Raw genomic sequence first — 22,322 nt, 5'->3', positions numbered from 1 at the left:
ATCAGCCGATGATCGCGTTCAGCGTGGTCGAGGGGCGCATGATCGCCGCGGTCTTCGCCGCATCGGGGTGGTAGTAGCCGCCCTGGTCCACGGCCTGCCCGCGACCGGCGTGCAGCTCTTGCAGGATCTCGGCTTCCTTCTCGGCCAGGGCCGCCGCGACGGGCGCGAAATGCGCGGCCAGCGCCGCATCCCCGGATTGCGCGGCCAGCGCCTCGGCCCAGTAGCGCGCGAACCAGTAATGGCTGTCGCGGTTGTCGGGCTCACCGGCCTTGCGGCCCGGGCTGCGGTCGTGATCGAGCACGCCCTGCGTCGCCACCTCGACCGCGTCGCCAAGGATCTGCGCCTTGGCGTTGCCCTTGGTCTGGCCAAGGAACTTGAAGCTTTCTCCGAGCGCACAGAACTCACCCAGGCTGTCCCAGCGCAGGTGGTTCTCGCCCTGCAGCTGCTGGACGTGCTTGGGGGCCGAGCCGCCCGCGCCGGTCTCGAACAGGCCGCCGCCCTGCATCAGCTTCACGATGGAGAGCATCTTGGCCGAGGTCGCCAGCTCGAGGATCGGGAAGAGATCGGTCAGGTAGTCGCGCAGCACGTTGCCGGTGATGGCGATGGTGTTCTCGCCCTTGGTGATCGTCTCGAGCGAGGCGCGGGTCGCCTCGCGCGGGGCCATGATCTCGAAGCGGTCGGCGACGCCCTTGGCCTCGAGGATGGGCTTGACCATGGCGATCAGCTGCGCGTCATGGGCGCGGCTCTCGTCCAGCCAGAAGATCGAGCGGTAGCCGGTCAGCGCCTGCCGCTCGATGGCGAGGTTCACCCAATCCTCGATGGGCGCCTTGCGCGTGCTGGCCGACCGCCAGATGTCGCCCGCCTTGACCTCATGCGAATGCAGCACGGTGCCGTCCGCGAGGATCATCTTGACCGTGCCGTCGGCCGGGATCTCGAAGGTGGTGGGGTGGCTGCCGTATTCCTCGGCCTTCTGCGCCATCAGCCCGAGGTTCTGGACCGTTCCGGCGGTGGCCGGGTTCAGCTTGCCGTTCTGCTTGAAGAACTCGATGGCCTCGTCATAGACCGGCGCATAGGAATTGTCGGGGATGACGCAGACCGCGTCATGTTCCTTGCCGTCCGGGCCCCAGCCCTTGCCGCCGGCGCGGATCAGCGCGGGCATCGAGGCGTCGATGATCACGTCCGAGGGGACGTGCAGGTTGGTGATGCCGCGGTCGCTGTCGACCATGTACATCGGCGGGCGCTCGGCCATGCAGGCCTCGATGGCGGCCATGATCGCGGCATTGCCCTTCACCCGCGCCAGCAGGTCGCCGAGGCCCGAGTTGGGGTTCACGCCAAGGGCGGCCATCTCGTCGCCGAACTGCTCGAAGACGGGGGCGAGGAACTGCTTGACCGCATGGCCGAAGATGATCGGGTCCGAGACCTTCATCATCGTGGCCTTCATGTGCAGCGAGAACAGCACGCCCTCGGCCTTGGTCTTCTCGATCTCTTCGGCAAGGAAGGCGTCGAGCGCCACGGCGCTCATGTAGGTCGCATCGACCACGGTGCCCGCGGGGTAGCTGACTGCATCCTTCAGGACGGTCTCGCCCTCGGCGGTCTCCAGCACGATCTTCGCGGTCGCCGCGTTCGGGACCACCGCCGAAACCTCGTTCGAGAAGAAATCGCCGCCCGACATGGAGGCCACGCGCGTCTTGCTGTCGGCGCTCCAGTCGCCCATGCGGTGCGGGTTGGACTGGGCGAATTTCTTGACGGCGGCCGCCGCGCGGCGGTCCGAGTTGCCTTCGCGCAGGACCGGGTTCACCGCCGAGCCCTTGATCGCGTCGTAGCGCGCGCGGGCCTCCTTCTCGGCGTCGGTGGCGGGCGTTTCGGGGTAGTCGGGGATCGCGTAGCCCTGCGCCTGAAGCTCCTTCACCGCGGCGACGAGCTGCGGGACCGAAGCCGAGATGTTGGGCAGCTTGATCACGTTCGCCTCGGGCGTCTTCACCAGCTCGCCGAGGGCGGCGAGGTCATCGGTGATGCGCTGATCCTCGGACAGATGCTCGGGGAAGGCGGCGAGGATGCGGCCCGCCAGCGAGATGTCCCGCGTCCCGACCGTGACACCGGCTGCGCGCGCGAAGCTCTGGATGATCGGCAGGAGCGAGGCCGAGGCCAGCTCGGGCGCTTCGTCCACCTTGGTGTAGATGATGTCGGGATTGGTCTGATCGGTCATGGCGGTCCCCGTGTCTCAGGAAGTTTGGTATGCGATAGTACACAAAGCTTGCGTCGTCCACGGAACGAAGGGTCGCGGGGGCGAGGCGTGTTGCCGCGCTCGGCTTGGCGAGAGGTCGCGGGGCGGACCTTTCGGGCGCGCCTTCGGAGGGCTGAAGGTGCGCTTGAAAATCGGTTCAGATTCTTGCCGCTTTGGTCTTGATCCCCCGACGCTCCCAGCGTAACTAGCGCGTCACGGTTGGGGTGTAGCCAAGCGGTAAGGCAGCGGTTTTTGGTACCGTGTACCGTAGGTTCGAATCCTACCACCCCAGCCAGTTTTTTCCTGAACCTTACCTTCATTCGACGGCAGCGCGTGTAGCGGCGCTTGCCGAACGGACGATACGCGATGGCTGACCTCTCGGCGACGCGCTGCGACGGCGAGGCGACCGGCCCCGAAGCCGCGGCAGGTCAGGGGGAAAGGCCCCCTGTCCCGGTCGCCGCGTGACTGCCGCCTGGCGCAATCCCTATCAACAGCGTTGGAAACCGAGGCAGCCCCCGCCGGGAAACTCGACGATGTTACCGCCGGGCCCCTCCTCGGGATACTCCCCCTCGAAATACTCTTCCTCGCCGTAGTCTTCCTCGCCGGCGTCGTCCTCGAACACCGGCGGAACCGGCGGACCGCGCAGGCCGTCGGGGCCTGTGGGCGCCTGCGTGCCGCCGGTCGAGAAGGGGCGCACGTCGACGGGCACGACCGCCTCGAGGTCCAGAAGGTCGAGGTCGGTGAACCCGCCATCCCCGGCGAAGACACCGTCGATCAGGTTCGTGATCCGGGCCAGTGTGTCGGCGGGCACGATGCCGAGGAAACCGGCCTCGGACAAAAGCCCCCCGGTCTGCGTCGTGCAGAAGCTGTCGGTCGCGCCCGCGGGCGTGAGGCACAGCTCGTCACCCGCGATGAAGACCGCGGTCGTCTGCTGGCCGTCGCTGGTGATCAGCGCCGAGGACCCGCGGATGCCGATCGTCGCCGTGGGGGTGGTGACGACCGCGGGCCGGGCGTCGGACGTGGCGCCGCCGATCATGCGCAGCGCGCCTTGCGTCAACCGCAGGGCCATGTCCCCCGACCCGGTGCCGGGATCGAACACGAAACGATCCAGGACCACGGCGGTGTTCGCGCCCAGCGACAGGCTGGTCTGATCGCGGAACAGCAGTTCGACGCGGGAGTCGGGGCCGGTGGCGACCTCTTCCTCCGTCACGACCCGCGTGCCGAGCGGGAGCGCACGCGTCGCGGCGGCCGGCGGGGTGCCGGTGACGCGGGCGACGGAGAGCGCGACGGTGCCGATCTCCTGGGCCTGTGCCGTTGTAGCGGGCAGTGACAGCGACAGCGCCAGCAGGACCGCGGCGGCTGCAGGGCGGGGCAGGTACATCATTTCACGCGTCTTCGACATGATCAGAACTCCCACCCCATCCGCAGCGTCACCCAGTTCGACGAGCCCACCGTCGAGGCGGTGTCGGACCTGCGCGAGCGGCCGAGCGCCGCATCGACGAAGCCCTGCTCGCTCACCCACATCCGCGCCATCACGCCTGCCGTGACTTCATCGTAGTCGCGCACGTCCGAGGTGATCGACACGCCGCGCAGCATGCCGCCGACGCGCCAGTCCCGCGCCACCTCGACGAAGCCGGGGCGGAAGTCGTGCCAGATATCCAGCGTCGCCTGCCGCTCGATCTCGTCGGCGATGGTCAGGCCGCGGCGATCCTCATGCGACAGTCGCAGGGACAGGGTCGTCGCCTCGCTCAGGCGGTAGAGGCCCGTCAGGCCCAGTGACGCGAAGCGGCCGCTGCCCGTCAGGTCGGTGTCGAGCGCGCCGGCGCTCAGCTCTCCCACGAGGCCGCCGCGGGTGCCGAGCCGGGCGCGCAGGTTCGCCCCGAGGCCGAGGCGGCGCGTATCCGCGCCATCCGTTCCGCGCGCGGTCGACAGCAGGAGGTAGGGATGAAGCACCGCGCTTTCGGCATTCGGACCGGTCCGCAGCACCGGGCCACTGCGCAAGGAGATCTGACGCCGCTCCGGATCGTCGGGACGGTCCGCGTAATTGCGCGCCGCCACCGAGAACCGGGTCAACCACGTCGCCCCGCCAGCCGTGCCGAGATCGTGGCGCCACGACAGGGTCAGGCCGGCCTCGGCTCCGCGGTCGGCCGCGTTCGAGGACAGGGTGCCCCCGAGACTGACGCTGCCGGACAGGTTGGACGGGGCCGCGCGCGCCTCGGCGGCCCGCAGGTAGGGTTCGGCACGGGCGGCGGCGGCCTCATCGCCGCTGTCGACCACGCGGCGCAGCGTCTGCGCGGCCAACTCGTCCGCGCCGAGCGCGAATTGGGCCAGCGCCAGCTGCCGCCGCGCCTCGGCATTGTCCGGTTCCAGCGCGACCAGTCGCTCCAGAACGGCCATCGCCGCCTCGAAATCGCGCAGCGCGATGCTTGCCCGCGCATAGTCCAGCATCGCATCCCGGTCGGTGGGGGCGTTGTACATGCGCTCGAAGGCGTCGTCGCGGGCCTGCTCCTGCGGCGTGGACGCCAGGGCCATCGCCGGGGGCATCACGGTCAGCAGCGCGACACAGGCGAACCTGACCGCTGCTGCGGGGAAATACGTCACCACTTACTCTCCTCGATCGAGGTCAAAAAACAGGCGGCCCCACGGGACCGCGCAACATCAATCCAAAATCGGAGTGCAGCACAAAGCATGTGGAATCACAAGTGGGCAACGCGGTGCCCATTGCGGCCGACAGGGGCCATCCGGCTGTGGGCGCGCTGGCGAAGCCGTGCCTCGGGGCCGCTATTTTGCGAGGGCGACGTGGCTTCCGTCCCAATCCGCCGGGGGCGGCGCGCGGCGCCAGTCGGCGATGCGGTGCAGGTAGAGATCCGCCAGCACCGCGGTGTCGCAATCGGCAAGATCGAGCGCGCGCAGCGTTTCGAATGCCGCTTCGGCCCCTGACCAGTCGCCATGGCGATAGGCCTCTCGCGCGCGGTCCAGCGTGGCTGCGACCTGGGCCAGGCCGGGTGTCTTCGCGGGCAGAACGGTGGACACCTCGACCGCGCGGCGAAACCCCTTGACCGAGATCAGGTCGAGGCCGAGCGCGACAAAGCCCGGCGGGCACTGCGCGGCGGTGGCCGGGCCGACGCAGTTCCAGACGCCGTAGATCCGCGTCAGCCCCTCCAGCCGCGCGGCGAGGTTCACCGATTCCCCGAGGCAGGTGTAGCTCAACCGCGCCTGCGACCCCATCAGGCCGATGGCGGCCCGGCCGGTGTTCAGCCCGATCCCCACCGAGATCGGCGGCAGCCCCTCCGCCTGCATCCGGTCGCTGGCCCGGCGGGCGGCGGCCTGAATGTCGGGCATCGCACCGACGGCGCGGGCGACATGGCCCGCCTGTTCGATGGGAGCGTTCCAGAAGGCCATGATCGCATCGCCCATGTATTTGTCGATCGTGGCGCGATGCGACACGAGCACCTCGCTCACCTCCGAGAGAAAGGCATTGACGAGGGTCACGACCTGTTCGGGCGACATGCCTTCGGAGGCGGTGGAAAAGCCGCGCATGTCGATGAAGACCACCGTCAACTCGCGTTCCGAGCCCAGCGGCGTCAGGGCGCGTTCGGGGTTCGCCTCGATCTGGGGCAGCAGGTCGACCGGCACGAAATGGGCGAAGCGGGCCCGGATCGACCGGCGGGCGCGTTCCTTGGCCAGCAGCCCCGCGGCGGCGCCGGGCAGGAACACGAGAAACGGCACCGACGCAACGGCCACCGGATCGAAGACCACCGCGCGCGCCACGAACAGCGCCGGGGCCGCAGCCGCCGCCCCCGCCGAGACGGTCACGGCCACGCCAAGCGCCCAAAGCGGCCGGTTGCGCGCCAGCGCCAGCGCGACCCCGGCGGCCCCCAGCACCAGCAGCACAAGCTCCAGCCCCTTCATCCAGTCCGGGCGCGACAGGAAATGCCCGGCGATGACCTGTTCCAGCACCTCGGCATGGACCGTCACGCCGGGAACCGCCGCGTCCAGCGGCGTGGCGCGGATGTCGAACAGCCCCTGCGCCGAGGATCCGACAAGCACGATCCGGCCACCGACCCGCTCGGCCAGCGCCGGGTCGAAGCCCTCGCGCGCCATCACGCGGGCGACGGGTGTGACGCGGCCGTCCTGCCGGCCCGCGAAATGCACCCGGAAATGGCCGTTCGCCTCGACCGGGATCTCGATCGCGCCGGTGCGCACGGCGACCGCCGCCGCGCTGCCGCCCGAGATCTCGCCCGATGCCTCGCTGGTGCGCAGGACATGGCCGCGCGCGCCCTGCGCCACGCGCAGCAGTTCGAGCGACAGGGACGGCACCAGCTGCTCTCCCATGCCGACCACGAGGGGCACGGTCCGCACGACGCCGTCGGTGCCGGCGCTCAGGCTGATCGCACCAAGGCCCGCGGCCGCGGCGTCCAGCTCGGCCAGGTTCGACAGCGCGCCGGGAAAACGGGTCAGCGCGGTCGGCCATCCGCCGGTGACCGCGACCCCCGCGGGCAGGTCGGGCACGGGCCCCGCGCCACCCGCGACCGACAGGACAGTCGGACCGGAGGCCACGGCGCGGGCGAATTGCGCGTCATGCGTGGCCCCTGATCCGGGGTCGGGTTCGGGAAGGGTCGGCCCCCCGAACCGCTGCCACGTCACCGCCACCTGTTCGGGCGAGGTCCGGTCAGGCTCGGGAAAGATCACGTCATAGCCGACCGCGATGGCCCCATGCTCGTAAAGGCGGTCGGTCATCGCGGCCAGCAGGGTCCGCGGCCACGGCCATTGCCCGAAGGCGGCAAGCGACCCCTCGTCGACATCGACGATGGCCACCGGCGAGGCGGGATCGTAGGGCCGAGGATGCATCCGCTGGATCGCATCCTGAGCAAGATCGCGGATCATCAGGTAGGGCCGCGGCTCGCTCAGAACGACCGCGCCGCCGACAAGCGCCACCACGCTCGCCCAGACCCAGGTCCACAGAACCAGACGCATCACGCACACTCGCACCCAAGACACTTGCCCTGACGGGATACTATGCCGGCGCGGTCCTTGTCATCGCCTGACGGCGGGCACGCCTTGCGCCACGGCGTGCAGGGACAGGGCGGGGCGGGGCGGGGCGAAACGGCCGGGGCGGGGCATCCCGCCCCGGCCCATGATGTCAGAGCCCGTATTGCTCGCGCGCGTAGTCCCCAAGGCCGACCGCGTCGAGCCTGGCCAGCGGCGCAAGAAAGGTGACCTGGATCACGCCGGGCGCGCGGCCGATCTCGATGGCACCGTTCACCGTGGCGCGATTGCGCACCTCGGCCACGGTCATGTCGAGCAGCGCCGCCGCGCGCGACAGGCCGTTGTCGATGGCTGCATTGAGGTTCGCCGCCGTGCCGATGACGGAGACCGGGGCCAGCGGCTCGATATCAGTCACGCCCCATTTCTCGGCAAGCCGGCGCCCCTTGGCCTTCTCCGCCTCGGAGAACGGCTTGGCCAGCGGCGGCAGGTCTTCCTCCAGCGGGAACAGGACCGGCCCGTCGATGGGGTAGCCCTTCACGACCTCGACCTGAAGCGTCACGCTGCCCGAGACGTCCATGGTGTGACCGGCGATCTCGCCGTCGCCCTGCCCCGCGTGCATGTCGCCCATGTAGACGCCCGCGCCCGGCACCTTGACCGGGCACACGATGATCGCACCGGCGCGGACCGCGTCGATGTCCATGTGACCGTCGGTCTTGTGCTCCGCGAGCTGCTCTTCGGTGATCGCGTAGTCATGTGGCGCGCCGACGAGGAACGCGCCGAAGTCGCCCGCGTTGTGGCTGTCGGGCATGGCCATGGACGGACAGGTTCCGAGCTGGCCCATGAAGGGCCGCATCCGCACCAGCGTGCCGGGCATGTCGGACGGCGCGTAGGTCAGGATGGAATGCTGGCGGCTGCCGTCGGGAAGGGCCGCGTAATGGTTCGCGTCGCGCGCCACGGTCTCGGCGGCCTCCTGCGGCAGGGTCAGGCCCACGCTCCGGGTCTCGTCGAAGGTGACGGTGTAGCCGTGGACGATCTCGAAGGGTTTCACCGCGTTGCCGCAAGCGTCGCATTTCACGGCGTCCTGGCCGATCCCCTCGACATGGGTTTCCGGCCAGACGGTATCGCAGACCGGGCAGCGCGCCGCGACATAGGGGTCGCCAAGGCAGAACCCCTCGGGCGAGCTGTCATGCCCCGAGGCGGTGGCGATCGAGGTCACGGTGATGTCCCGGATGCGGATGGCGACGGCATCGCCCACCTCGGCCCCTTGGACGAAGACCGGCGTCGTCACCTCGTGCCCGCCACGCAGCCGCGGCGTGATCATCGGGCCCCAGCAGCCCGGCGCGGTATTGGCGATGATCGTGCCGCCGTTCTCGATGGGCCCCAGCATGGGGGCCTGCGGGTCAAGGACCGAGTTCGTGAATTCCGAAACGACGACGCTTCGGCGTGACGTGGGTGTGCTGCCGTCGGGCATGGGTGCCTCCCTGATGGTGTTTTGCCGTGAGCGCAGGAAGGTTAGCGTTCGGCGAAAGCCCTGCAAGGCCCAAGCCGCCCCTGCCCCGCCCCTCAACTACACTTGGAATAGCCGCAGCTGTTGCAGGTCAGGCACCCCTCGGCCATGCGCATGTCGAACTGTCCGCAATTGGGGCAGGCCGGGCCGGGCTTGTGGCCGAGGTTCACCACCTGCTCCTGCGGGTCGGATTTCAGGCCCATCCCCTCCCCCTCGAGGAAGCCGATGGCGATCATGTGCCGTTCGATCACGCCGCCGATGGCGGCCAGGATCGAAGGAACATACTTGCCGTTCATCCACGCCCCTCCGCGCGGGTCGAAGACGGCCTTCAGCTCCTCCACCACGAAGCTCACGTCGCCGCCGCGCCGGAACACCGCCGAGATCATCCGCGTCAGCGCGACCGTCCAGGCGAAATGCTCCATGTTCTTGGAATTGATGAAGACCTCGAAAGGCCGCCGGTGGCCCGCCAGCACGATGTCGTTGATCGTGATGTACAGCGCATGCTCGCTGTCGGGCCACTTGACCTTGTAAGTGTGCCCCTCCAGCGAGGCGGGCCGGTCCAGCGGCTCGGACATGTAGATGATCTCGCCCCCTGCCGCCTCGGCGGCCTCGACACCCTCGGGCTTGTCGGCGCTTTCGCTGACCGACAGGACCGAGCCGGTCACGTCGTTCGGGCGGTAGGTCGTGCAGCCCTTGCAGCCGGTGGCGTAGGCCTGCGTGTAGACGTCCTTGAAATCCTCGAAGGAGATGTCGGCGGGCACGTTGATCGTCTTGGAGATCGAGCTGTCGATCCAGGGCTGGGCGGCGGCCTGCATCCGCACGTGATCCATCGGGGCAAGCGTCTGGGCGGTGACGAAATGCTCGGGCAGGGGCGTGTCGCCCATGCGGTCGCGCCATGCGGCCACGGCGTAATCGACCACCTCTTCCTCGGTGCGTGTCCCGTCGGGCTGAAGCACCTTGCGGGTGTAGGAATTGGCGAAGATCGGCTCGATCCCTGAACTCACGTTCCCGGCGAAAAGCGAGATCGTGCCGGTCGGCGCGATGGAGGTCAGCAGCGCATTGCGCAACCCGTGCTCGGCGATCAGCGCCTGCACCTCGGGCGAGAGCCGCTTGATCATCGGGGCCTCGGCATAGGCCGCCTTGTCATAAAGCGGGAACGCCCCCTTTTCCTGCGCCAGCAGGGCCGAGGCGCGATAGCTCGCGTTGGCGATCACCGCCATCCACTCAGCGGATTTCGTAGCGGCCGCTTCGGACCCGTAGCGCAGCCCGATCATCGCCAGCGCATCGGCAAGGCCCGTGACCCCCAGCCCGATCCGGCGCTTGGCCGCGGCCTCTTGCGCCTGGGCCTCCAGCGGGAAGCGCGAGGCGTCGACGACATTGTCCATCATCCGCACCGAGAGCGCGACCAGATCGGCCAGCTTGCCCTCGTCGATCCTTGCCGCCTCGGTGAAGGGATCATCGACCAGCCGCGCAAGGTTGACCGACCCCAGCAGGCAGGCGCCATAGGGCGGCAACGGCTGCTCGCCGCAGGGGTTCGTCGCCGCGATGGTCTCGGCGTAGTTCAGGTTGTTCTCGGCGTTGATGCGGTCGATGAAGATCACGCCCGGTTCGGCGTAATCATAGGTCGCGCGCATGATCCTGTTCCACAGGTCGCGCGCCTGCAGGGTGCGATAGACCCGACCGCCAAAGGTCAGCTCCCACGGGCCATCCGCCTCGACCGCCGCCATGAAGGCATCGGTCACCAGCACCGAAACGTTGAACATGCGCAGCCGCGCGGGGTCGGACTTCGCGTCGATGAAGGCCTCGATATCCGGGTGGTCGCAGCGCAGTGTCGCCATCATCGCGCCGCGGCGCGAGCCCGCCGACATGATCGTGCGACACATCGCGTCCCAGACATCCATGAAGGACAGCGGCCCCGAGGCATCGGCGGCCACGCCATGCACCTCGGCCCCCTTGGGACGGATGGTCGAGAAGTCGTAGCCGATCCCCCCGCCCTGCTGCATGGTCAGCGCGGCCTCTTTCAGGTTGTCGAAGATGCCCCCCATGCTGTCGGGGATCGTGCCCATGACGAAGCAGTTGAACAGCGTCACCGACCGCCCCGTGCCCGCCCCCGCCACGATCCGGCCCGCGGGCAGGTATTTGAAATCCTCGAGCGCGGTGTAGAACCGATCCTCCCAGCCCGCGGCGTCCTGTTCGACCGAGGCCAGCGCACGGGCGATCCGCCGCCACGTATCCTCGACCGACTGGTCGATGGGCGTGCCGTCCGCCTCTTTCAGGCGATATTTCATATCCCAGATCTGTTCGGCGATGGGGGCGGCGAAGCGGGTCATGGCAGCGATTTTCCGGCAGGGTCAGGGGAGCCATGAGATAGGCCACCGCATCGGCCCGGTCAACGATCATGCGCGAGTCGCGCCCGTCTTGTGCCGGGCCCTGCACCTACACGTGCCACCGCCCGTGAGGCAGGCGAAAACTGCTTAATTTATGTGCAAAATCATCATTATCGACGATCGCCAACGGACCGTCCAATTTATGAGAAACGAAAGCCATCGGGCCGAAGTTTCATCAGGAAAGAAAAATAAAATATATGTATATCAAGTATTTGACTCAATATCTCCAATCAGCCTACCCGGGTTTCGGTCGGATTACCCGAGGCTCGAATGACACGTACGATTACCACCGTTACCCCGTTCAACGCGGTTCTCGGCGCAGACGCCACGCTGGCAGGTCTGAACGCGAACACATTCGCATTCACGGCCCTGGGTGATCCGATCACCGCTACCTTCGAAGAGGATGACGGGGTGCTTGGCCCCGGCGATACCGGCACCGCGACGCTGAACGGAGAGGCGATCACCTTCATCGGCTCGGGCACCATGCAGGTGGGCACCGCCGTGTCGGACGGTGGCGGCCTGCTCGGAGGGATCGGCGGGCTGCTCGGTGGCATCACCGGTGCCGTCTTCGACCTGATCGGCGACCCGGTCGAGGTCACCGTGTTCGAGGCCGGCGGGCAGGTGTTCCTCATCCTGCCGGACGGCCCGCCCGAGGCGCTCCTGGGGCTCGAGAACCTGCTGGTCAGCTTTTCGCTGACGGCGGATCCGGCCGTCATTCCCTGTTTCGCGGCCGGAACCTTGATCCGCACCCCGGACGGGGATCTCCCGGTCGAGGACCTGCAGGCGGGTGGGCAGGTTCTGGACACGCATGACGGCTTCCACGAGATCCTCTGGACCGGTCGCAGGACCGTCAACCTGATGGTGCCGCGCCCCGAGGTCCGCGCGATCCGGCCGATCCGGATCCGCACCAACGCCTTTGGCGCCGGTCGCCCCTACACGGAACTCGTGGTCTCTCCGCAGCACCGGATCGAGGTGGCGCCGCCGGCGCTTGAACTGGTGGCGGGCGTGCCGCGGGGGCTGTGCGCCGCCCGTCACCTCGTCGGCGACATCGCCTATGTCGACCGTCAGACGCGGCGGCTCGACTATCACCACATCCTGTGCCGTGAGCATCTCGTTCTCGTGGCGAACGGGCTGCCGGCCGAAAGCCTGTTCCTGGGGCCACAGCTGCGGATGCAGGGCCTCGACCCGCGCGCGCTCGACGAGATCAGGACGGTCTTCCCCGAGCTTCTCTCCGCGCCTCTCGACCCGATGGAGCCCGCCCTGCCCTTCATCACCCGAAAGGAATTGCTGGCCGCGGGCGGGCCCGGCTGACGCGGGCGGCCTGCGCGCGCAGGCAACCGGACCCCATGCGCCACCGCCCCCCAGGCCACAGGCGCGCATGGGTGCATGGCGGGCCATGGCCTTGCGGCCGTGGTCTGCCATGCTAGGTGTGCCGCAAGGGAATGTGGGCATCTCATGACAAATCACGTGCATCTGGTGAAACTCTGCGTCGGCGCCGAAGCCGTCGAAGACCTGCTCGACTGGCAGAAGAACCCGCGCGCCAAGGGGCCGGACGGACTGCCGCGGCATGTCACGCGGATGTGGCCCAAGCGCGCCGACGAGGTGCTGAACGGCGGCTCGCTCTACTGGGTGTTCAAGGGGCTGGTGCTGTGCCGCCAGCGCATCCTGCGCTTCGACGAGGTGATGGGCGGCGACGGCATCACGCGCTGCGGCATCGTGCTCGACCCCGAGGTGACGCGGGTGGCTGCGACACCCAAACGCCCCTTCCAGGGCTGGCGCTACCTCAAGCCCGAGGATGCACCGCGCGACCTGCCCAAGGGCCGCGAGAGCGAAGAGGCGCTGCCGCCCGAGCTGCAATCGGCGCTGGCCGATATCGGGGTGCTCTGAGCGGTCAGGCCCGGTTGATCACGCCCCGTCGATCAGGCCGATCACCTGGTCCAGGGCCGCGCGCTCGGCCGCGCCCCAGGCCGCGCCGCGCGCGCGGAACAGCGTCGCCTCGGAGCGGTGGATCAACCCATCGTCAAGGATTTTCAGGTGGTTGGCCCGCAGCGTCTCACCGGTCGAGGTGATGTCGGCGATCGCCTCGGCGGTGCCATGGGCCACCGTGCCCTCGGTCGCGCCCTGGCTGTCGACAAGCTGGTAATCGGCGACGCCCGCCTCGCGCAGGAAATCGCGCACCAGCCGGTGATATTTCGTGGCGATCCGAAGGCGGAACCCGTGCCGCGCGCGGAAGGCCGCGGCGACCACGTCCAGATCGTCGAGCGTTGCGACATCCACCCAACAGGCCGGCACCGCGATCACAAGGTCGGCATGGCCAAAGCCCATCTGGGCCACCACCTCGACCGCCTGGTCCCAAGCGGGGATGCGTTCTTGCACAAGATCGGACCCCGTGACGCCCAGGTGGATGCGCCCTGCCGCCAGCTCGCGCGGGATCTCGCCCGCCGAAAGCAGCATCAGCTCCACGTCCGCCCCCGCCACCTCGGCGGCGTATTCGCGTTCGGACCCGCTGCGCCGCATGTCCAGCCCGCGATCCGCGAACCAGGCAAAGGTCTTGTCCATCAGCCGCCCCTTGGACGGCACGCCAAGCCGGATCGTCATGCCGTGGCCTCCGTCATCACGCGGCGCAGAAGCTCGGGCCGGATCACCCCGCCCACCGCTGGGATCGACCGCCCCCCGCCAAGGATGCGCGTCAGCGCGTCGTAGCGCCCGCCGGTGGCCACCGGGGGCAGGTCGGCGCGGCCCTCGGCCAGGAAGCCGAAGACGAAACCGTCGTAATATTCCATCGTCGTGCGCCCGTAGCTCGCCTCGAACGGAAGGCCCGCCACGTCGATCCCCGCGTCGTCCAGCGCCGCGATGCGGGCGGCGAAGGTCTCGACCGCGGGGGAGAGGCCCGGCAGGTCGACACTGGCGTCGCGCAGCTGTTCGCAGGCGTCGGGCAGCGCCGCCTTGAGCGACAGGATCACGCCCAGAACCTCGGCCTCGGCGGCGGGAATGGGCGGGGCGGCGGCGTCTTCGGCCAGTGCTTCGATGCGGGCCGCGATATCGGCCGCGCTGCGCAACCCGATCTCGGGGCCGCCCTCGGCGATCAGCGTGGCCGCGTCGCGCGCCTGCACCGTCTCGACCAGCGCGGCGCGGGCGGGCGGCACCGGCGCGCGGCCGGTGTAGCGGTCGATGAGCGCGCGGAAGCGGCGCGGGCGCCAGACATGGCGGCGCAGCGCCGCCTTGCGCGCGTCCGTCGTCGTCAGGCTGTCGATGGCGGCCAGCAGGATGCCGATATCGCCCGTCACCGCGCGCAGCCCGGCGGGCGAAAGCACCTCGGAGAACAGGGCGAAGACCTCGGCATCGGCGGCGACGGGATCGTCGCGCCGGAACAGCTCGTAGCCCACCTGCAGGTATTCGCTCGGCCGGTTCGAGCCTGCGGCCTGCGTGCGGAACACCTCGCCCGCGTAGGTGTAGCGCGCGGGCTCGGCCCCGCCCGCCATGTGGCGTTGGACGACCGGCACGGTGAAGTCGGGGCGCAGCATCATCTCGCCCCGGTCGGGGTCATGGGTGACGTAGGCGCGGGCGCGGATATCCTCGCCGTAGAGGTCCAGGAGCGTGTCGGCGGGCAACAGCAGATCGGCCTCGAAGGGCAACGCGCCCGCGGCCTCGAAATAGGCCGCAAGGCGCGCGGCCTCGGCCCTGATGGCGGGTTTGTCGGTCACTGGTGGCGGCCCAGAAGCTTGCGGGTTTCTTCTACAAGATCAGCAAGCGGCACCTCGACCTGCGCGGGCTGGGATTTCCATTCCTCGAGCGTCGCTTCCTCGGCCAGCTTCGCGCCGAGGATCAGGTCTTTCAGCTGCACCACGCCGCGCGCGGCCTCGTCCTCGCCCTGGATCACGGCGACGGGAGAGGCGCGTTTGTCGGCGTATTTCAACTGGTTGCCGAAGTTCTTGGGGTTGCCGAGATAGACCTCGGCGCGGATGCCCGCCTGCCTCAGCGTCGTGGCCATCGCCTGGTACTCGGCCATGCGGTCACGGTCCATGACGGTGACGATGACGGGGCCCTGGGTCTCGCCGGTCAGGCGGCCCTTGGCGCGCAGCGCGGCCAGCAGCCGGTCGACGCCGATGGAGACGCCGGTGGCCGGAACCTCCTGCCCGGTGAAGCGCTTGACGAGGTCGTCATAGCGCCCGCCGCCCGCGACCGAGCCGAACTGCCGCGGGCGGCCCTTTTCGTCGGTGATCTCGAAGGTCAGCTCGGCCTCGAAGACCGGGCCGGTGTAGTAGCCGAGGCCCCGCACGACGGAAGGGTCGATGACGATACGGTCGGGGCCGTAGCCTGCGGCGGCGAGGAGTTCTGCAATGGTTTCAAGCTCTTGGACGCCTTGCTCGCCGATCTGTGAGCCCATCACCAATTCGCGCAGGCGCGCCACCGTGGCCGCGCCATCCGCGCGCCGCGCGTCCATGAACCCCATGATGACATCGGCCTGCGCCTCGGACAGGCCCGCGCCCTTGGTGAAGTCGCCGCTCTCGTCCATGCGCCCCTCGCCGAGGAGGTGGCGGACGCCCTCCGGGCCGAACTTGTCGAGCTTGTCGATGGCGCGCAGCACGATGCCGCGCTCGGCCGCCTTGTCCTCGCCCGCAAGGCCCGCGACCTCGAGCACGCCGTTCAGAACCTTGCGGTTGTTGACCCGCACGATGTAGTCGCCGCGGGGGATGCCGACGGCCTCCAAAGTGTCGGCCAGCATCCCGCAGATCTCGGCATCCGCCGCGACCGATGGCGCGCCGACCGTATCCGCATCGCATTGATAGAATTGCCGAAACCGCCCCGGCCCCGGCTTCTCGTTGCGCCAGACCGGCCCCATCGCGTAGCGGCGATAGGGGAAGGGGAGGTCGTTGCGATACTGGGCGGCGACACGGGCCAGGGGGGCCGTCAGATCGTAGCGGAGGGCGAGCCAGGTGTCGTCTTCCTCGAAGGCGAAAACGCCCTCGTTGGGGCGGTCGACGTCGGGGAGGAACTTGCCCAAGGCCTCGACCGTTTCGACGGCGGAGGTCTCGAGCGGGTCGAAGCCGTGGAGGCGGTAGACCTCGGCGATCTTTTCCAGCATGTGCTGGCGCTCGGTCACCTCGGCGCCGAAATAATCGCGGAACCCTTTCGGCGTTTCGGCCTTGGGGCGGGGCTGTTTCTTGGGCTTGGCCATGGTGCGTCTCGCATCCGGTCCGGGGTTGCGCCCCCTCTAGCGGAGGGGCGCGGGATCGGCAAGGCGGCGGGCTTGACCGGGCGGAGCCGCGCGTACACATCGCGTACACATGCCGTACACACCCGGTGCATACGGCGAAGGAGGGGCGGAATGGCAGGCGACACGGGTCTGGAAGAGCGGATCGCCCACCTAGAGCGGGCGGTGGATGACCTCTCGGAGGTGGTGGCGCGGCAGGATGCCGAGATCGCGCGGCTGACCCGCCGGGTCGAGATGCTGATGCAGCGCGAGGCCGAGCGCGAGGTCGATGCGGGCGGCACCATCCCGCTCGCCGACCAGAAGCCGCCGCATTGGTGATCGGCGTCGGGACAGTGGGGGGCTCTGCCCCCCGTCGCGTACCGCGACTCCCCCCGGAGTTGTATCTGCCAAGATGAAGCAGAGACCCAAAGCAGGGCGCGCGCGTTAACCTTGATGAAGGGTTAAGCGGGTTGGGCCAGGCGGGGGCTGCGCGGGCGGGAGCGGAGCAGGATCGTCACCATGATCGCGACATTGAGCGCGTTGAATGCGATGCCGTTGATAAACGCCCAGCGGTAGGAGCCGGTCAGGTCGTAGATCAGCCCCGAGAGCCAGCCGCCCAGCGCCATGCCGAGGATCGTCGCCATGATGACGAAGCCCACCCGCGCGCCCGCCTCGCGGGCGGGGAGGTATTCGCGGACGATGATGGCGTAGGAGGGCACGATGCCGCCCTGGCTGAGGCCGAATACGAGCGAGACGAGGTAGAGCGAGGTCAGCCCCGTCGTCGGCAGGTAGAGGATGAGGGCGAGCATCTGGAGCGTGGAGCCGATCAGCAGCGTGAGGACGCCGCCGAGCCTGTCGGCCAGAAGGCCCGAGACGAGGCGTGAGGCGACGCCGCCCATCAGCATCAGCGAGAGCATTTCCGCGCCCACCGCCGGGCCGTAGCCGAGGTCGGTGCAATAGGCGACGATATGGACCTGCGGCATGGACATGGCCACGCAGCAGCCGATGCCCGCGGCGGCGAGGAGCCATGTGAGGGTTTTCGGCGACAGGCCCGCCTCGCGCGCCTTGAGCGCGGCGGCGCTTTCGGAGGCCTGCAGCGCGCCATCCGGCAGTGGTTTGCGCAGGAGCCATGTGGCGGGCAGCATGACAGCGAAGGTGGTGGCGGCGATGACGAGATAAGCCGTGCGCCAGCCGGGGCCCGCGAGGATGTCGGCGAGGATCAGGGGCCAGATCGCGCCCGACAGGTAGTTGCCCGAGGCGATGATCGCCACCGCGATGCCGCGGCGTTTGAGGAACCATTGGGAAACATCGGCGATGAGCGGGCCGAAGCTGGTGGCAGTGCCGAAGCCGATCAGGAGTTGCAGCGCCGAGAGCGTGGCGAGGCTGGGGGCGAAGGCGGCGGCACCATAGGCGAGCGCCATCAGGACCGCCGAGCCCGCGAGGCAGGGCGCCATGCCCCAGCGGTCGACCGCGCGGCCGATGAGGAAGTTCCCGGCGGCGAAGCCGATCATGGTGAGGGTATAGGGGATCGAGGCATCGGCCCGGTCCACGCCGAATTCGGCCTGCACCGCGGGCAGGATGACGATGATCGCCCACATGCCGACATTCCCGATCAGCGAGATCAGGAGGCTGAGGCCCAGCCGTCCCCATGAGGCGCGGCTGTCGAGGGTGGTGTCGGGTGCCATCGGGACGCGACGGTAGGGGCGCGCTTCGGCGAAGGGAAGAGGGGTCGCGCGCTTGGCAAAGATTGCCATCGGGGCTATCCTGTGGCGCAGGAGGTGCCCGGCATGGCGACGATGAACGTATCCCTTCCCGACGCGATGAAGGCCTGGGTGGAAAGCCGCAGCGCCGACGGGCGTTATGCGAACGCGAGCGATTACGTCCGCGACCTGATCCGCCGTGACCAGGAGCGCGAGGCGGCGATGGCCTCGCTCATGGCGGAGGTGCAGAAGGGCATCGACAGCGGGGTTGCGGAGGGGTTCGACTTCGAGGAGTTCCTCGCCCGGATGAACGCCGAGCATGGGCGGGACTGAAGCCCGACTGAGCCTTGCGGCGGCGCGCGACCTTGAGGCGATCTGGACCTATGGCGCCGACCGGTGGGGCCGGGATCAGGCGAACGCCTATGCGCGCAGGTTGCGGGAGGTTTTCGGGTTGCTCGCCTCCATGCCGGGGATGGGCCGCCCGCTCGCCCCTTCGCGTGGTCGGTTGCGGGGCTATTCGGCAGAGAAACACATCATCGTGTATAGGGGCGAGGGCGACGGCATCCTGATCCTCAGGGTGCTTGGCGCGCGGCAGGATTGGCTGGCGCTGATGGGGGAGGGCTGAGGGGGTCAGACCTCCTCGACCGTGATCACCCCATCCATGGAGCGCAAGGCGCCCTTGATCTGGGGAGAGACGGGGAAGCTGTCGCCCAGGAGCATCTCGACCTCGCCGGGCAGGTCGGGGTGCATGAGGCACAGGTGGATCGGGCCGCGGGCGGCGCGGGCGGCGTCCTCGGCCATGCGGGTGAGAAGCGAGCGGACGGAGGCGATGCCGGTCTCGCCCTCGACGAAGACGCGCAGGCCCATGGCCTCCTGCGCGACGGCGGTGTCGATGGGCTGCACGCCGCGGCAGAGCAGCTTGAGCTGGTCGGCCTCGAGCGTCGCCTCGACCTGCAGGAGGATGTTCGAGCCGGTCTCGAGGTGCTGGCGCGTCGCCTCGAGCACGTCGGAGAACATCGTCACCTCGTAAAGCCCGGAGGGATCGGAGAGCGCGACGAAGGCGAAACGGTTGCCTTTTTGCGATTTGCGCTCCTGCCGGGAGGAGACGGCGCCGGCCATCTTGGCGACGAAGGCGCCGCCCTGCACCTTGCGCTCGACCTCGGCCAGGGTCTGCACGCCCTTGCGCCTGAGGGCGGGCATGTAATCGTCGAGCGGGTGGCCCGAGAGGTAGAAGCCGATGCCGGAATGCTCGCCCGCCAGCCGCTCGGCGGGGAGCCAGTCGTCGGGGTTGGGCAGGCGCGGTTCGGGCAGATCCTCGCCCGCCTCGCCGAAGAGCGAGACCTGGTTCGAGGCCGCGGCGTCGTGGATCGCGGCGGAATAGGCGGTGAGCGCGTCGAGGGACGCGAAGACGCGGGCGCGGTTGCGGTCGAGCGAGTCGAAGGCCCCGGCGCGGGCCAGCATCTCGAGGCTGCGCTTGCCCACGCGCTTGAGGTCGACGCGGCGGGCGAAGTCGAAGAGCGTGGCGAAGGGTTTGTTCCCCCTCCCCTCCACGATCAGGCGCATGGCGTCCACGCCCACGTTCTTGAGCGCGCCGAGCGCATAGACAAGCTTGCCGTCCTCGACGGTGAAGGTCGCGGCGGAGCGGTTGACGCAGGGCGGCACCACCTCGATCCCCAGCCGGTCGACCTCCTGCTTGTAGATGCCCAGCTTGTCGGTGAGGTGGATGTCGCAGTTCATGACGGCGGCCATGAATTCGACGGGGTGGTTCGCCTTGAGCCAGGCGGTCTGGTAGCTGACCACGGCATAGGCGGCGGCGTGGGACTTGTTGAAGCCGTAGTTGGCGAACTTGTCGAGGAGGTTCCAGACCTCCAGCGCCTTGGCGTCATCGACGCCGTTCTCCTTGGCGCCCGCGATGAACTTGGGGCGCTCGGCGTCCATCGCCTCCTGGATCTTCTTGCCCATCGCGCGGCGCAGCAGGTCGGCGCCGCCGAGCGAGTAGCCCGCCATTTCCTGCGCGATCTGCATCACCTGTTCCTGGTAGACGATGATGCCCTGCGTCTCGTCGAGGATGTGGTCGATGGAGGGATGCAGCGTGTCGCGCTGGGAGAGGCCGTTCTTGACCTCGCAGAACTTCGGGATGTTCTCCATCGGGCCGGGGCGGTAGAGCGCGACCAGCGCGATGATGTCCTCGATGCAGTCGGGCTTCATTCGGCGCAGCGCGTCCATCATGCCCGAGCTTTCCACCTGGAACACGGCGACGGTCCTGGCGGAGGCGTAGAGCTCGTAGGTCTTCTTGTCGTCGAGCGGGATGGCGTTGGCCTGGTTCTCGGTCCCCGGTTCGGGGTCGTAGAGGCGGGTGCCGTCCGGCCCCTCGTGCAGCTGGCGGCCCGAGGCGTGGATCAGCTCGATGGCGTTCTGCACCACGGTCAGGGTCTTCAGGCCGAGGAAGTCGAATTTCACCAGCCCCGCGGGTTCGACCCATTTCATGTTGAACTGGGTGGCGGGCATGTCCGAGCGCGGGTCGCGGTAGAGCGGCACAAGCTCGTCCAGCGGGCGGTCGCCGATCACCACGCCGGCGGCGTGGGTGGAGGCGTTGCGCAGAAGCCCCTCGATCTTCTCGGCGTAATCCATCAACCGGCGGGTGGGGTTGACCTTGCCGTCGCGCTTGTCCTGCTCGCTTTCGCGCATTTCTTCCAGGAAACGCGGCTCGTCCTTGATCGCCTGCGCGATGGAGACGGGTTTCACCCCCTCGACCGGGATCATCTTGGACAGGCGGTCGACCTGCCCGAAGGGCATCTGCAGCACGCGGCCCACGTCGCGGACGGCGGCCTTGGACAGGAGCGCGCCGAAGGTGATGATCTGGCCCACCCGGTCGCGGCCGTATTTCTCCTGCACGTAGCGGATCACCTCTTCGCGGCGGTCCATGCAGAAGTCGATGTCGAAGTCGGGCATCGAGACGCGTTCGGGGTTGAGGAAGCGTTCGAACAGCAGCGAGTAGCGCAGCGGGTCGAGGTCGGTGATGGTCAGCGCATAGGCGACAAGGCTGCCCGCGCCCGAGCCGCGGCCCGGACCGACGGGGATGTCGTGATCCTTGGCCCATTTGATGAAATCGGCCACGATCAGGAAGTAGCCGGGAAAGCCCATCCCCTCGATGATGCCCAGCTCGAAATCGAGGCGGGCCTGGTACTCCTCGACGCTCGCGGCATGGGGGATGACGGCAAGGCGCGCCTGCAGGCCCTCGTTGGCCTGCCTCCGCAATTCCTCCACCTCGTTCTCGGCGAAGCGGGGCAGGATCGGCGGGTGGGTGCGCGCGCGATAGGCGCAGCGGCGCGCGATCTCGACGGTGTTCTCCAGCGCCTCGGGCAGGTCGGCGAAGAGGGCCGCCATTTCCTCGGGCGACTTGAAGTAATGCTGCGGCGTCAGGCGGCGGCGCGGCTCGGCCTGGTCGATATAGGCGCCCTCGGCGATGCAGATCAGCGCGTCATGCGCTTCATACATGCCCGGTTTCGGGAAATAGACATCATTGGTGGCGACCAGCGGCAGGTCGCGGGCATAGGCCAGCTCCACATGGCCGCGCTCGGTCAGTTTCTCGGCCTCGGGCAGGCCGCCTTCGCTCGGATGGCGCTGCAGCTCGATATAGAGGCGGTCGGCGTAGATGGCTTGCAACCGGGTCAGAAGCGCCTCGGCCTTGCCGCGGTTGCCGGTCTGGAGCAGGCGGCCAAGCGGCCCGTCCGGCCCGCCCGTCAGGCAGATCAGGCCCGCGCCATGGGCGGCCAGCTCCTCCAGCGTGACATGGGGCAGCGTGCCGTCGTCGCGCAGGTAGAGGCAGGAGTTGAGCTTCATCAGGTTCTCGTAGCCCTGCCGGTTCTGCGCAAGCAGGACGAGCGCGGCATAGGGCACGGGGCGCTCGCCGGGGCGGACCGGGTCGTAATCGACGTCGATCTGGCAACCGATGATGGGCTGGACGCCCGCCTTGGCGGCGGTTTCGGAAAACTCCAGCGCGCAGAACATGTTGTTGGTGTCGGTCACGGCGACGGCGGGCATGCCCGCATCGGCCACCAAGCCCGGCAGTTTCTTCACGCGCATCGCGCCCTCGAGCAGCGAATACTCGGTGTGCAGACGCAGGTGGATGAATCGCGGGGTGCCCATGCATGTCAGGCTACCCCAAGCCCTTGGGGCGTTCCAGCCGCTTGCCCCCGGTATCTTGTGGATGACTGCCGCAGGCGCAGCGGAAGGCTTGCATTATGCGGCAAGGGCGGGTTTCCTGTCTGCCGGTCGAACAGGGAAACGGGGCCGCGCTCTACGCCGCATCGAGCGCCGG

The 22,322-nt window shown here is 68.7% G+C and carries 16 protein-coding genes and 1 tRNA gene; 6 read left to right on the top strand and 11 right to left on the bottom strand.

Translation table 11 applies throughout. The features are described 5' to 3' along the window. Position 1: 1 nt before the first annotated feature. Positions 2-2,206, bottom strand: a complete 2,205-nt coding sequence (locus QQK83_RS10245) for an NADP-dependent isocitrate dehydrogenase (protein WP_284263915.1) — start codon at positions 2,204-2,206, stop codon at positions 2-4. Positions 2,207-2,444: 238 nt separating this feature from the next. Here QQK83_RS10245 and QQK83_RS10240 point away from each other — a divergent pair. After that, a tRNA-Gln gene (locus QQK83_RS10240) sits at positions 2,445-2,519 on the top strand. 192 nt (positions 2,520-2,711) lie between these two features. Here QQK83_RS10240 and QQK83_RS10235 read toward each other — a convergent pair. The 5 genes from QQK83_RS10235 to QQK83_RS10215 all read right to left on the bottom strand — a co-directional run bounded on the left by QQK83_RS10235 (position 2,712) and on the right by QQK83_RS10215 (position 11,050). Further along, on the bottom strand, positions 2,712-3,626 hold the full coding sequence (locus tag QQK83_RS10235; RefSeq protein ID WP_284263913.1) for a FecR family protein: 915 nt from the start codon (positions 3,624-3,626) through the stop codon (positions 2,712-2,714). Positions 3,627-3,628: 2 nt separating this feature from the next. Next, entirely contained in the window at positions 3,629-4,825 is a 1,197-nt protein-coding gene (locus QQK83_RS10230; protein ID WP_284263912.1) for a tetratricopeptide repeat protein, read from the bottom strand. Positions 4,826-5,005: 180 nt separating this feature from the next. Then, complete coding sequence (locus tag QQK83_RS10225; protein ID WP_284263909.1) at positions 5,006-7,201, bottom strand: CHASE2 domain-containing protein; 2,196 nt, start codon at positions 7,199-7,201, stop codon at positions 5,006-5,008. A gap of 166 nt (positions 7,202-7,367) precedes the next feature. Continuing rightward, positions 7,368-8,684 (bottom strand): acetamidase/formamidase family protein, encoded by a 1,317-nt coding sequence (locus QQK83_RS10220; RefSeq protein ID WP_349816226.1) that lies wholly within the window; start codon positions 8,682-8,684, stop codon positions 7,368-7,370. 92 nt (positions 8,685-8,776) lie between these two features. Then, the gene (locus QQK83_RS10215; RefSeq protein ID WP_284263904.1) at positions 8,777-11,050 is read right to left on the bottom strand and encodes an adenosylcobalamin-dependent ribonucleoside-diphosphate reductase; all 2,274 of its coding nucleotides are present in this window, start codon (positions 11,048-11,050) and stop codon (positions 8,777-8,779) included. A gap of 327 nt (positions 11,051-11,377) precedes the next feature. Here QQK83_RS10215 and QQK83_RS10210 point away from each other — a divergent pair, with 327 nt between their 5' ends. Together QQK83_RS10210 and QQK83_RS10205 are read left to right on the top strand one after the other, a co-directional pair. After that, on the top strand, positions 11,378-12,418 hold the full coding sequence (locus tag QQK83_RS10210) for a Hint domain-containing protein (RefSeq protein ID WP_284263902.1): 1,041 nt from the start codon (positions 11,378-11,380) through the stop codon (positions 12,416-12,418). Between the two features lie 144 nt (positions 12,419-12,562). Beyond that, on the top strand, positions 12,563-12,994 hold the full coding sequence (locus QQK83_RS10205; protein WP_284263900.1) for a DUF1489 family protein: 432 nt from the start codon (positions 12,563-12,565) through the stop codon (positions 12,992-12,994). 18 nt (positions 12,995-13,012) lie between these two features. Here the strand turns inward: QQK83_RS10205 and hisG are convergent, their stop codons facing one another. Genes hisG through hisS form a run of 3 tightly spaced genes read right to left on the bottom strand, consistent with a single transcriptional unit; the run spans position 13,013 to position 16,286 of the window. Further along, the gene (gene hisG / locus QQK83_RS10200; RefSeq protein ID WP_284263898.1) at positions 13,013-13,705 is read right to left on the bottom strand and encodes an ATP phosphoribosyltransferase; all 693 of its coding nucleotides are present in this window, start codon (positions 13,703-13,705) and stop codon (positions 13,013-13,015) included. Then, positions 13,702-14,811 carry an ATP phosphoribosyltransferase regulatory subunit gene (locus QQK83_RS10195; RefSeq protein ID WP_284263896.1) on the bottom strand — a complete coding sequence of 370 codons (1,110 nt, stop codon included), beginning with the start codon at positions 14,809-14,811 and terminating at the stop codon, positions 13,702-13,704. The genes hisG and QQK83_RS10195 overlap by 4 nt, the downstream gene beginning before the upstream one ends. Beyond that, positions 14,808-16,286 carry a histidine--tRNA ligase gene (gene hisS / locus QQK83_RS10190; RefSeq protein ID WP_284263895.1) on the bottom strand — a complete coding sequence of 493 codons (1,479 nt, stop codon included), beginning with the start codon at positions 16,284-16,286 and terminating at the stop codon, positions 14,808-14,810. Before hisS ends, QQK83_RS10195 begins: the two co-directional genes overlap by 4 nt. A gap of 150 nt (positions 16,287-16,436) precedes the next feature. Here hisS and QQK83_RS10185 point away from each other — a divergent pair, with 150 nt between their 5' ends. After that, positions 16,437-16,640: a SlyX family protein gene (locus QQK83_RS10185; RefSeq protein ID WP_284263894.1), complete on the top strand. Its 204-nt coding sequence runs from the start codon at positions 16,437-16,439 to the stop codon at positions 16,638-16,640. A gap of 122 nt (positions 16,641-16,762) precedes the next feature. Here the strand turns inward: QQK83_RS10185 and QQK83_RS10180 are convergent, their stop codons facing one another. Next, positions 16,763-17,986 (bottom strand): MFS transporter, encoded by a 1,224-nt coding sequence (locus QQK83_RS10180; protein WP_284263932.1) that lies wholly within the window; start codon positions 17,984-17,986, stop codon positions 16,763-16,765. Between the two features lie 102 nt (positions 17,987-18,088). On the opposite strand from QQK83_RS10180, the gene QQK83_RS10175 reads away from it, so the two are divergent. Both QQK83_RS10175 and QQK83_RS10170 read left to right on the top strand, forming a co-directional pair. Further along, positions 18,089-18,334: a type II toxin-antitoxin system ParD family antitoxin gene (locus QQK83_RS10175; RefSeq protein ID WP_284263893.1), complete on the top strand. Its 246-nt coding sequence runs from the start codon at positions 18,089-18,091 to the stop codon at positions 18,332-18,334. Further along, the gene (locus tag QQK83_RS10170) at positions 18,321-18,626 is read left to right on the top strand and encodes a type II toxin-antitoxin system RelE/ParE family toxin (protein ID WP_284263892.1); all 306 of its coding nucleotides are present in this window, start codon (positions 18,321-18,323) and stop codon (positions 18,624-18,626) included. Before QQK83_RS10175 ends, QQK83_RS10170 begins: the two co-directional genes overlap by 14 nt. A gap of 5 nt (positions 18,627-18,631) precedes the next feature. Here the strand turns inward: QQK83_RS10170 and dnaE are convergent, their stop codons facing one another. Beyond that, positions 18,632-22,150, bottom strand: a complete 3,519-nt coding sequence (gene dnaE / locus QQK83_RS10165) for a DNA polymerase III subunit alpha (protein WP_284263890.1) — start codon at positions 22,148-22,150, stop codon at positions 18,632-18,634. Between the last annotated feature and the right edge of the window lie 172 nt (positions 22,151-22,322).

This window comes from Roseicyclus amphidinii (assembly GCF_030163755.1).
GTDB classification, from domain to species: domain Bacteria; phylum Pseudomonadota; class Alphaproteobacteria; order Rhodobacterales; family Rhodobacteraceae; genus Roseicyclus; species Roseicyclus amphidinii.
The sequence above is the reverse complement of the archived record's forward strand: the minus strand, read 5'-3'. Positions and strand labels throughout refer to the sequence as shown.